Genomic DNA, 12,324 nt, shown 5'->3' with positions numbered 1-12,324 from the left:
CATAATAATCTATGTCATACATATAACAAAAGACATAATACGATAAAGGGAGGGAATTCACATGGGAGACTTCTTCAGCAAGCAAGATTCAACGAAAAAGCCTGCGATCATCGTCAAGAGAATTGTCGAGCTCATCGAAGAGGGTACGCTGAAGCCCGGTGACAAACTCCCCAATGAATTTGAGATCGTCAAGCAGACCGACATCAGCAGAAGTTCCGTGCGCGAGGCGCTCTCGGCGCTGGAGATCATGAATGTCATCCAGCGTATCCCCGGCGAAGGTACCTTCGTCAGTTACAGCGCACTATCCGGGAAATCCGCGCCGCGCGGTATTTTGGAAAAATTCCTTGAGGATACCGAAAATGTCAACGGCTCCTTTGAGGCGCTGGAGGCGAGGATGGCGCTCGAACCCTCCGTGGCGGTGATGGCCGCGCGCCGCGCGGAGCCGGAACAGATAAAAAAGCTTGAAGGGCTGATCGCCGATTCCCAGAAGGCCCTTAAGGCAAACGACGTGCAGCATTTCCTTGACCTTGACGCCGCCTTCCATCTGGGCATCGCGGAAGCCACAAATAACGAGGATATAATCTCTATAACCAAGGGACTTCTTGCGAAGGCCGACGTCCACATGTGGCGCAGGTACAAGGAGGATCTCGGACTGCTCGGCTCCACCATCGAGTCCCACCACAAGATACTCTCCGCGATAAAAGATAGGGACACGCAGAAGGCGGGATTTTTTTCGGAACAGCATCTCGCCAGACACCTTAAATAAAGATATTTTTTGTGCGTTATGGGAAGCAGCATTCCCAAAAAAATAAAAGGAGGAAATAAGATGTTTAAAAAAGTAAGTATTCTGGTTGTCGCGCTTATGGTGTGCGCACTCTCTCTCAGTGGCGCGAACACCGCGTCCGCGGCAGCGGCCTGGCCGAAGGAAAAGCCCTTCACGATGCTCATTCCCTTTGCCACCGGCGGCGGCACCGACTTCAACGCGCGCCTCGTAGCCAAGATCATGAGCGATATCCTCGGCGTTCGCGTCAACTGCATCAACCGCACCGGCGGACAGGGCGTTGTCGGACACACCGCCATCGCTAAGGGCACTCCCGACGGATACACCATCGGCGACATCGAATGCGAGCTCAACATGATGCACTGGGCCGGCCTCACAGACCTGACTTACAAAGACCTGACCCCGATCGCCCTCATCGTCTCCATGGGCGGCAGCGTCATCGTCAATGAAAAATCCCCCTATAAGAACATGAAGGATCTTGTCGCGGCGATCAAAAAGAACCCCGGTAAACTCAAAGCATCCGGCTCATCCCAGGGCGGCATGTGGCATCTCTGCACCGCCGGCATGCTCCAGGCCGAAGGGCTTAAGGCCAGCGACGTCGTCTGGGTCCCCAACGATGGTGCTGCCCCCTCGCTCCAGGATCTTGCGGCGGGCGGACTTGATTTCGTAGTCTGCACCCCCAACGAGGCCGATCCCCTTGTTACCGCGAAGAAAGTGCGTCCGCTGGCGGTGGTCTCCAAAACACGCCACATAGACTGGCCGAACATACCTACACTGAAAGAGGCCACCGGCTCCGACTGGCTGCTTGATTCATGGAGCGGCATCGCGGCGCCCGCGGGCATATCCGACGAAATGAAGAAGAACCTCGGCGACGCCATCAAGAAGGTTTGGGAAACGAAAGAGTTCCAGGATACGATGAAGAAGGCGGGCAAAAACCTCCAGTTCCTCGGCCCCGACGAATTCAAAGAATTCCTCAAACAGATGGACGAAAACTACGGTAAAGTCATGAAGTCCGTCGGTATCGCGAAATAGTCGCGAAGCGGCGGATATCAAAAACAGCGGCACGCACGGACCGCTAAAAGCTGAAACGTAAATGATCTAACAACAGGTATGGGAAAGGGAAGGGATTTCGATGAAAATCAGTGATAGAATATTTGGAGCGGTGTTAATTTGTTTCTCTTTGTTTGTCTTGGTTTACGCGCGGTCTCTTCCCACCCTGCCCGGACAAAACTATGGCTCGGGTTTCTTTCCCGCCACGGCGGCCATATTCACCCTCGGATGCGGTATCATCCTCCTCGTGAGAGGTATCAAAAAGAGGGACCGTCTGCTGGTGCTCGGTGAATGGACGAAATCCCCGCGGCTGGTGGCGAACATCTGCCTCATACCGGCAAACCTCATCTTCTACATGCTTGTCTCCGACACACTCGGCTTTATGCCGACCGTCGTCATAATGCTGACCTTCACCATCTGGTGGCTGCGCAGGAAACTAAAATCTTCCCTCGTCGTGGCTGTCGTAAGCTCCATACTGATCTACATATTCTTTTCAAAAATAATGCTGGTTCCGCTTCCCGCAGGATTCCTGGGACTATAGCTATAGTATAAGAGAAGGAGAATTAACGTTATGCTGGACACTCTTATTCAGGCTGTGAATATCGTCTTTAAGCCGGAAGTTCTGCTGGTTATGCTTGCCTCATCCTTCTACGGCATCATCATCGGGGCCATTCCCGGACTGACGGCGGTCATGGCGGTCTCGCTTATCATGCCGATCGCCATCTTCCTCGACCCCGTTCCCGCGCTGGCCGCGATCATCGCCTGCGACGCGATGGCGGTCTTTGCGGGAGACATCCCCGGGACTCTGCTGAGAATACCTGGCACGCCCGCCTCGGGAGCCTATACCGACGACTCCTATAAACTGACGCAGCAGGGCAAGGCTGAAATGGTCCTCGGGGCAAACTGCTTCTTCTCCGCGATAGGCGGACTCTTCGGCCTCGTCGTGCTCGTCTGCGCAGCCCCGCTCCTCGCGGAGGTCGCGCTCAACTTCAGCACCTACGAATACTTCTGGCTCGCCTGCCTGGGACTGACATGCGCCACCTTCATGACCTCGCAGGACAAAGTGAAGGGCATCGCCTCGCTCTTCCTCGGACTCTTTATCACCACTATCGGCTATGACTCGATAACGGGACAGCCGCGCTTCACCTTCGGCAGCACGGAACTGCTCGCGGGAATCCACGTGATCCCCGTTCTCATCGGCCTCTTCGTGGTCTCGGAGATCATGCGCCGCGTCAGCTCCACCACGCCTCCCGCCGCGGCCTATAACGGCAGGATAGGCAACATATACAAGGGCATATTCAAAGTATGGCGCGAACACATCCCCAATTTCCTGCGCGGCAACGCGATCGGCGTCGTCGTCGGCGCTCTTCCAGGAGCGGGGGCGGACATCGCGGCCTGGCTGGCCTACGCGATCAGCAAAAAATTCTCCAAGACCCCGGAAAAATTCGGCACCGGCCACATGGAGGGCATCATTGAAAGCACCTCCGCCAACAACTCGGCCCTCGCCTCCGCCTGGATACCGGCCTTCGTTTTCGGCATCCCGGGAGACGTCACCACCGCGATGGTCATCGGCATCCTCTACATCAAGGACCTTAAGCCGGGGCCGACGACCTTCCTGCACCATCCCGAGGTCATATACAGCATATTCATCTGCTTTGCGATCGCCAACGTATTCATGCTGATCCTCGGATACTTCTCGATCAAGACCTTCCGCCACATCCTGCGCATACCTCCCTTCATGCTGCTGCCGGTGATCCTGGTCTTCTGCATCGTCGGCGCCTTCTCCATCAACAACAGCCTCTTCGGCGTCGCGATAATGCTCGTTTTCGGACTCCTCGGCTACATCATGGAAGAGAACGATTTCCCCATCTCGCCGATGCTGCTGGCGATAGTTCTCGGCAACCTGCTGGAGAAAAACTTCATCATCTCGATGGTCAAGTCCAACGGCAACTTCATGGACTTCTTCAACCGCCCCATCGCGGGCTCTCTGGCGGCGGTCGCCATCCTCATCTGGGTATTCCCGATCATCAGAAAAATATACAGGATGGCAATGGCGAAGGCCGCCTAACGGCGCAAATCCCGCTGACCACAAATAGGAGGTAACGATCTTGAGAGACAACAAAATCCACATCCACATTGAAAACAGCAGACATTCCGTCGAAGTGTTCATCGCCAACCAGAGGCAGGTGGACGACCTGCTCGCGAGGAACGCAGACCTTGCCGACAGGCTTTGCGTAACGATCGGCAGCAGCGGCTACGACGAACTTGAAAAATGGTCGGAAGAGGATTTCCGCGAATACTACGAATACATGAAGACGGCGGACATCCTTGTCGGGTACAGCTTCCCGACAGAAAACATCGCTTCCTACGCCCCGCAGCTCAGATGGATACACTTCATCAGCTCCGGAGTGGAACATGTCTCTCCCTTCACCTGGGTCCCCGAAGGGATGAAACTTATAAACAACAGAGGCGTACACCTTCCCAAATCAGGAGAATCATTCGCAACATTCCTCGGTATGCTGAACTCGGCCATGCCGCGCCTCATGACCGCTCAGCGCAATCACAAATGGGACAGAGTCTTCACCACGGTCATCAAGGGCAAAAAACTTGTTGTCTTCGGCGTAGGAAACCAGGGTGGCGAGATGGCAAGGCGCGCCAAGGAAATGGGGCTATATGTAACCGGTGTAGACCCCTACTGTAAGGAACATCCGTACTGCGACAGAGTCGTGGGGATGGATGAGATGCAGGATGCCTTCAAAGACGCGGACTTCCTTGCCATCACCGCGCCGCTCACCAAAGAGACAAAGGGGATCATCAACAGGGAGCGCCTCGGCTGGCTGCCGAAGCGCGCGGGGCTCATCAACGTCTCGCGCGGGCCGCTGCTCGACGAGGCGGCGCTCGACGAAAAACTGAGGAAGGGCGAACTCTCCGGCGCGGTGCTCGACGTATTCCACACCGAGCCGCTTCCCGACGATTCGCCGCTCTGGACGACCCCGAACCTGATAATAACGCCGCACGTATCTTCCGACGACCTTGTCAACTACATCCCGCTGACCCTCGACCTCACCATTGAGAACCTGCGCAACGAGCTGGCGGGACGTCCCATGAAAAACATCGTCGACATCTCGCGGGAATTCTAAGAGGGTATAAAAGAGATGAAAAAACTGCGGATACACATCATGAACAACCGCCACCAGGCCCAGGTCTATCAGGCGACCGAGGAGCAGGTGAAAGAGGCGGTTGCGAGAAACGCGGACATCGCCGACAAATTTGAAATAACGATGGGCAGCAGCGAGTACGACTACGACCGCTGGACGGAAGACGACCTCAAATCCTACTACGAGCACATGAAAGAGGCCGACGTGCTCATGGGCTACACCTTTCCCACGGAGAATATTCGCGGCTACGCGCCGGAACTCAAATGGATACACTTCAACAGCTCGGGGGTGGAACAGATAACCCCCTTCACCTGGGTCCCGGAGGGGCTGCAGCTGACGAACAGCCGCGGCGTGCACCAGCCGAAATCGGGGGAGAGCTTCGCCACCTACCTCGGCATGCTCAACTCCGCCATCCCCAGGCTCTTTACGGCCCAGAGAAACGGCAGATGGGAGCGGACCTTTACGAGCGTCATAAAGGGACGGAAACTCGTCGTCATCGGCGTGGGCTGCCAGGGCGGCGAGGTCGCCAGGCAGGGCAGGCGCCTTGGTATGAGGGTGACGGGCATCGACCCGCAGCGCACAAGCCACCCCGAGTGCGACGAAGTGCTGACTCCCGACAGACTTGACGAGGCGCTGAAGGACGTGGACATCCTCGCCATCGCCGCGCCGCTTACGAAGGCCACCTACCGTATAATCGGCGAAAGGGAGCTTAAATTGATGCCGAAGAGCGCCTCCCTGCTCAACGTCGCGCGCGGGCAGCTGCTTGACGCCGACGCGCTTGACCGCGCTCTGCGCGCGGGAGAGATCGCGGGCGCGATACTCGACGTATTCGACCACGAGCCGCTGGAGGACGAATCGCCGCTCTGGACCGCGCCCAACCTCATCATGACGCCGCACGTCTCATCGGACGATCCCCTCAACTACATGCCGCGCTGCCTTGACATCCTCATGCGCAACGTCCGCAGCTACCTTGAGGGCAAACCGCTGGAAAACCTTGTGGATACCGGCAGAGAATACTAGGAGGTCAGTCTAATGCAGAACAAATTGAAGATCATGGTACTCACCGCGGAGGACAGCCTCAAAGTTTTCCGCATGACCCCGGAACGCATTGAGGCGGCGCTGGAAAGATTCCCCGAATTCCGCGGCAAAGTGGAGATCTCCATCACCCGCACCAGCACGAGCTTTGAAAACGACCCGAGCTGGAACTCGGAAGACTACGAAAAATTCCGCCGCGACATCGTGAACGCCGACATCCTTGTCGGTTACATGTTTCCACTCGCGGAGGTCGCGGCCCTCGCGCCGAACCTCAAATGGATACACATAATCGGCGCGGGCATAGAACACCTCCTGCCGCTTGACTGGCTGCCGGAGGGATGCGTCCTCACCAACAACCGCGGGGCGCACGCGCCCAAGACCTGCGAATACGCGATGATGGCGCTGCTCATGCTCGCGAACCACATGCCGCGGCTCGCAGGCGCGCAGCAGAAACGCAAATGGGACGCGCACTTCGTCTCCGTCATCCGCGGCTCCAAGGCGGCCATACTCGGCGCGGGCAAACAGGGAAGCGCCGTCGCCCTGGCGGCCAAACGGCTGGGGCTTAACACCGTCGGGGTGGACATCGACACCTCGCCGAGGGAGAACCTCGACGAGATACTGCCGCCCTCGCGGCTGAACGAGGCCCTCGGCTCCGCGGACTACGTCGTCGTCACCCTGCCCTCCACCAAAGATACATACCGCTTCATCGGGGAAAAAGAGTTCGCCGCGATGAAAGAGGGGGCGGGCTTTATAAACATCAGCCGCGGAAGGATCGTCGACAGCGAGGCCCTCGTCGCGAGCCTCAAATCGGGGCACCTGTCGGGTGCGGTGCTCGACGTCTTCGAGCAGGAACCGCTTCCCGTGGAATCGCCGCTCTGGTCAGCCCCCAACCTCACCATGTCGCCCCATATGGGCTGCGACGACGAGGATAACTACATCCACCGCACCTTCGACATCGTCTTTGAAAACCTGCGCCGCCTCGAGGCCGGCGAGAGGCTGGAAAACGTCGTCGACAGGAAAAAGGGATACTAACGGCAAAAAAAACAGAGAACAACGGACGGAGGTCATACAGATGGACAAAATAGGATTTATCGGTTTGGGAATAATGGGCAGGCCGATGGCGAAAAACCTTATCAAAGCGGGATATGCCGTCGTGGTCTGCGACGTGAACCGGCAGGCGGTGGAGGAACTGCGCGCCTGCGGCGCGGAGAGCGCGGCGACGCCCGCCGAAACCGCGGAAAAGGCCGGAACATTTATCGTGACGATGCTTCCCAACTCGCCGCAGGTGCGCGAAGTGACCGCCGGTGAAAACGGCCTCTTAAAGGGCATCCGTGCCGGACAGATAGTGGTGGACATGAGCTCCATCTCTCCGATCGCCAGCCGCGAACTTGACGCGCTCCTCAGAGAGAGGGGCGCGGAGATGCTCGACGCCCCCGTCAGCGGCGGCCAGGAAAAGGCGGAACAGGGGACCCTGGCGATCATGGTCGGCGGCAGCGCCGCCGCCTTTGAAAAGGCCCGTCCCATACTTGAAAAGATGGGCGCCGCCGTCACCCTCGTGGGGGAGAGCGGCGCGGGGCAGATCACCAAACTTGTAAACCAGATGATCGTAGGCATCAACATCTCCGCCGTCGCCGAGGGCATGGCCTTCGCCAAAAAGGCGGGCGTCGAACCGCGCAGAGTATTCGAGGCCATCCGCAAAGGGCTCGCCGGCAGCCAGTGCCTTGAGGACAAAGCGCCGAGAATGTTCGAAGGCCGCTACGACCCCGGCTTCCGCATCAACCTCCACATCAAAGACCTTTGGAACGTCCTCGAGACCAGCCGCGCCGTCAGCTGCTCCGTCCCTCTCTCGGGGCAGGTCATAGAGATGATGATCGCCCTAGCGAACGAGGGGCACGAGACCAAGGACCACGGCTCGCTCGGGCTCTACTACGAAAAGCTCAATAATGTGGCGCTGAAAGAAATACAAAAATAAAATCGGCAAAATCGGCGTTTATAAGCACGATTTGCGTCATAAAACGGGGGCCCCGAATCCTCACCGTATGAAGATACGGTTCCGGTATCGGGGACCCCATTTTATTTAGCAACTCGCACTTCTAAACGCCGATTTCCTTCGGGCGGGAAAAGAGATAGATAGCGATTTAGCTTTTACCATATCGATGATAAACAGCGGTTTTTTCTTAAAGCCTCCCTCTCTGAGGGAGGTGGATCGCCGCCGCTTTTGCGGCGAGACGGAAGGAGTGTTGCTCTGTTTGGCGCGGTTTCCGCGCCAAACAGAGTCCGCGGCAAAAGCCGCGGAAGAACCTAAGGTCAACTCTCCCTCACCCCGCTTCGCGGGGAGCTCCCTCAAAAGAGGGCGCCTTTGAGGGCAAAGTCAAAAGCTAAACCGTAATTTACCTTTCAGCTATCGACGTTAGGCTGCCTTTTGTCTTTGTTTTATCGCTCCGGCCTTCGAGCCGGAGCCCGGCGGGGTTGATTTTGTTTTCACCGTGCCACGCGCCGCCGCGCTGTCCATTGAAAAAACTGCGTGTATTTGGCACTGCCGTTTCTCTTATTTTTACAATAGATGCGTAATTTTACCTATTTTCTGATATAATCAAGAAACGATCGCACAAAGTAAAAAGAATAAAAAACTCAACGGAAACTTATGGGAGGAAGTGGCGTGATGCGTTTTGACGAACTGCGCAAAAAATTTCTCGGCAGAGGCCTTTTAACGGCCCTCTTTATCGTGGCCACGGCGGCGGCTATATACGGGGGGGTATAGCCTTTTAAGAGCCGACGCCGACCCGACCGGCATTCCGGAATCGGTGGCGAACGATCCGCTGGACGTCATAAAGAACGCGCGCCTGGTCCCCAAGCAGAGGCTGGCCATAACCTACAGGGGAGGGGACTGGAATATCAACAACTTTGTCTTTACCGCGAAAACCAACGACGTTATGACCAGAGACATGAGCGTAGCCAACGAACTACGGACGCTCTATGCCTCCTCAATGGGGGCGGACAACAATTCCAACTACGTATTCGCCTCGGCCTCCGCTGAGGGATACATCTCAAGCGAGGTCGCGCTCTCGCCCGACCTCTGCGGCGACACATCGGTCATGGTGAGGAAAAACCTTCTCGTCAACTCATACCTCGTACGCCACGACGGCGGCACAAACGAACTTTACCTCTCCGTGCGCGAGGGCGACGAGATGTCCAAGCCAATAAAAATACCCGACGTGGTCCCGACCTATGCATTCTCTAATTACTATGGTGTAGAAATCGCGTTGAACATGGGTACGGCGCATGATATCGCGGCCTTCGACTGGAACGGCGACGGATACGCCGACTATCTGCTCTCATTCTGCACCACGGCGGGCGACGGCGAGGTCTACACGCGCCTGCTGCTCGTCGACGGTAAATCTCTCTATGAAAAAAGTAAAAACAGCTCGGCGGAAGCGCCTAAATATTACTATGTTAACGGCGGCGGCACGGCTGTAGGCATTCGCTCAATGTATTTTACCACTGGAATCGGTTACCGTATGGCGCTTGGGGATTTTGACGGGGACGGCGAAGCTGAGGCAGCGATTTATTTTCCCAGTGGTACGGACGATCTAAATAACATAAATAACGGCAAGCTAGAAGTATATAAGATCAAGACCAACAACGACGGCGGATTTGCCTTCTCGCAGATATACACTGAAGATACCAAAATATATCCCTCACTCTGCTACGTTGGTTTGGCGACCGGAGACATAAACGGAGACGGGCGCGACGAGCTGGCGCTGCTGACCCCAGTTCCTGACAGTGGAACGGTTTGGGCCTATATGATAAAAATCAACGTATATCAATGGAAAGGCGGCGCCTTTGCCAAAACAGTCGATTCAGCTCCTACAGGTGTCGCTATAATGAGTCCTACTACTACATCCTTTCCGTCTGTAAATGCCGCGATAGCCGATCTTGACGGCGACGGATTGGGCGAGCTGGTCTGGACGCTCCCTGATTTTACAGAAGACAGCGAATTCCAGCTCAAACTGTATGTCAATGATTGGAACCTCCAAAAGGGCGCCGACGTAACGGGGGCCGGGGCGCAGTATGGATATAACCTGCACGATGACGGGATTGGCTGGAGCCTTGACTTTAACTATATCCACCATTCGCTCTGCACCGGCCGCTTTTTCGAGCCGAAAGTTAATAACTCCTCAATAAGATGTTCGCAGATCGCGGTGGGACACATGGGCGGCAAAGGCAATGTCGACGTGGGCGTCTTCTCCTGGTACGCAGGCAGCCTGCAGCTGGAGGGCAAGGGCTGGTATCAGGGCGTGATGATGCAGGGCAACATGGGACCGATAGTGCAGGCCGTCGACCTTTATGATGAGAGCCTCATCGTCGGCGCGCCGACCGTCGTCACGGTGGAGGACAACATCGAGCTCTTTATGGTGACGCAGGCGCCGCCGAAGCACTGGGACCGCGTACGCGCCGCCGGCAGCGCGCTGTCGGGTTATGCCGAGGAGGACGGCAAGGTGACGCTAGACTCCTTCGCCGTATTCGACACCGAGGGCTATTACACCGGCATGCAGCTTAACAAAGAGTGGGGGAAATCCTCGTCCACTACGACGGCAAACGACGGGAAATTCGGCGCTTCCGTGGGAGCGGAGGCTTCGCACAGAGGCACCCTGATGGATGCGGTATTCCACCGCACGGAAAGCTACGCCAATGAAGACCCGCTGATCGATTTCGCCATAGAGGGCGGCGGCGAATGGGTAGACGCGCATACGGCCGGATATTCCTCGACCCTTAACGGCACCTTCTCCTACAAGGCAGACCGGGACGACCAGCTCTATTACCGGGCCAACGATTACAACATCTGCCGCTATCCGGTCATCTTCCCGGAGAGCAGGAGGTATGTGACGGTCTCCGACGACAAGGGCGCCGAATACAAGGCGCAGAACTACATCCAGTATATCGTCCCCACGGAGACGGCCTCGACATTCACTCCGACGCCGGGGAGGAGCGTCTCGTGGTACGAGCCGCTGCACGACAACTACAACCTTTTCACCTATCCCAAGCGGCTCATAGACATAACGGGATACCCGCAGGGCAGGGATAAGAAAATATCCATAAATAAGAATGATCCCCTGGCCGACGTCAACGGCGAGGTATTCGTAACCGGCTCCGGCAACGTCATCGGCAACCTCGACGCGAGCGAGTTCCACCTGGACGCCTCCGCCTCGTCAAGCGACACCGATTTGAATAGCGTCCGCGGGACGGTCGGCGCGCATACCTATATACACCCCACGGTAGGAAAGCATCTGCTGCTGAGAGAAATTACCATAAAAGTCGACCTTGAGGGAGACTATACCTATACAACGGACTCGACAACCACCACCAACGCCTCGGAAATGTACGGCATGACGATGGCCTGGCCCGGCGCGCGCAGCTATACGATGTACACCGATAACTGGAGCGCCGCCGACATGCAGTTCAAGTCGGACGCCGCCTACTTCACGCAGGACGACGGGGCCTTCTGCGTCGGCTACGCCGTGCCGGAGCTTGAATCATTCCAAAGCAAGATATGGGGGCCGGGCAGCCCCTATGAGACCTACGCCGACCCGGGGCTGCTGCTGCCCTTCCGCTGGAACAACGACATAAAGAATAAATCCGCGGGACAAAATTTAGAGAGCATGGTCTACTACCTCGCCGAAAACGACAACCCGAACACGAGCCATCAGATGCGCGGCCTGAGCTTTGAAAGGGTGGATAACGGCGCGCCGGTCACTACGGGAGCCTATCAGGGCACGGCGACAAAACTGCTCGAATGCGGCCAGAAATACAACCTGAGGCTGCGCGTGATAAACTACAGCTTCGTTAACACAAGAGAGGTCAAGGTCAGATTCTACTACCAGCCCTGGACAGAGGGAGGGACAAACTATCCCGCCGCGAACCCGGCCACGGACGGCGGCTGTGAAGAGATAACCGGCGGCAATCCGGCGGCCATCAAGAGTATAAGCGGACGCACCGGGAATTCGGAGGATAGCGGGGACAACTGGGACTATGCCGTTCTTAAAGGCTGGACGGCCCCCACGGAGACCGGCCTCGGCTGGCTGCACGCGGTGATATCCTATGACGGCGAGCAGCTCAGCGCCGACAACGACCACGGCTATGTGCTGGTCGGGAGCTACGACCCGCAGGACTTCTTCGGCACGGTGAGCGCACAGGCGGCAAACGTCGCGCGCGCGGCCTCCGTCTCCGTCGAAAGCTATCCCGACATCGCGATAACCGGCGTCACGGCCTACGAAATGGCGAAGGACGGCACCGTCTCCC

Annotated in this window: 9 protein-coding genes; all 9 read left to right on the top strand. The window is 56.9% G+C overall.

Going from position 1 to position 12,324, the window contains the following annotated elements; genetic code table 11:
• Nucleotides 1-61 precede the first annotated feature (61 nt).
• On the top strand, nt 62-766 hold the full coding sequence (locus LIO98_RS06535) for a FadR/GntR family transcriptional regulator (RefSeq protein ID WP_291954456.1): 705 nt from the start codon (nt 62-64) through the stop codon (nt 764-766).
• 60 nt (nt 767-826) lie between these two features.
• Nucleotides 827-1,813: a tripartite tricarboxylate transporter substrate binding protein gene (locus LIO98_RS06530; protein WP_291954451.1), complete on the top strand. Its 987-nt coding sequence runs from the start codon at nt 827-829 to the stop codon at nt 1,811-1,813.
• A 100-nt stretch (nt 1,814-1,913) separates the two neighbouring features.
• Complete coding sequence (locus LIO98_RS06525) at nt 1,914-2,372, top strand: tripartite tricarboxylate transporter TctB family protein (protein WP_291954448.1); 459 nt, start codon at nt 1,914-1,916, stop codon at nt 2,370-2,372.
• A 30-nt stretch (nt 2,373-2,402) separates the two neighbouring features.
• Nucleotides 2,403-3,899 carry a tripartite tricarboxylate transporter permease gene (locus tag LIO98_RS06520; RefSeq protein WP_291954445.1) on the top strand — a complete coding sequence of 499 codons (1,497 nt, stop codon included), beginning with the start codon at nt 2,403-2,405 and terminating at the stop codon, nt 3,897-3,899.
• A 40-nt stretch (nt 3,900-3,939) separates the two neighbouring features.
• Nucleotides 3,940-4,971: a D-2-hydroxyacid dehydrogenase gene (locus LIO98_RS06515; RefSeq protein WP_291954442.1), complete on the top strand. Its 1,032-nt coding sequence runs from the start codon at nt 3,940-3,942 to the stop codon at nt 4,969-4,971.
• 15 nt (nt 4,972-4,986) lie between these two features.
• Nucleotides 4,987-6,009 carry a D-2-hydroxyacid dehydrogenase gene (locus tag LIO98_RS06510; protein ID WP_291954439.1) on the top strand — a complete coding sequence of 341 codons (1,023 nt, stop codon included), beginning with the start codon at nt 4,987-4,989 and terminating at the stop codon, nt 6,007-6,009.
• A gap of 12 nt (nt 6,010-6,021) precedes the next feature.
• Complete coding sequence (locus LIO98_RS06505; protein ID WP_291954437.1) at nt 6,022-7,056, top strand: D-2-hydroxyacid dehydrogenase; 1,035 nt, start codon at nt 6,022-6,024, stop codon at nt 7,054-7,056.
• 40 nt (nt 7,057-7,096) lie between these two features.
• Nucleotides 7,097-7,996, top strand: a complete 900-nt coding sequence (gene garR, locus LIO98_RS06500) for a 2-hydroxy-3-oxopropionate reductase (RefSeq protein WP_291954434.1) — start codon at nt 7,097-7,099, stop codon at nt 7,994-7,996.
• A gap of 832 nt (nt 7,997-8,828) precedes the next feature.
• Nucleotides 8,829-12,324: VCBS repeat-containing protein (locus LIO98_RS06495; RefSeq protein ID WP_291954431.1), on the top strand; the 3,496-nt coding region annotated here is incomplete at its 3' end.

The sequence above is a fragment of the Cloacibacillus sp. genome (assembly GCF_020860125.1).
Lineage (GTDB): Bacteria > Synergistota > Synergistia > Synergistales > Synergistaceae > Cloacibacillus.
This window is presented reverse-complemented; position numbering and strand designations above follow the sequence as displayed.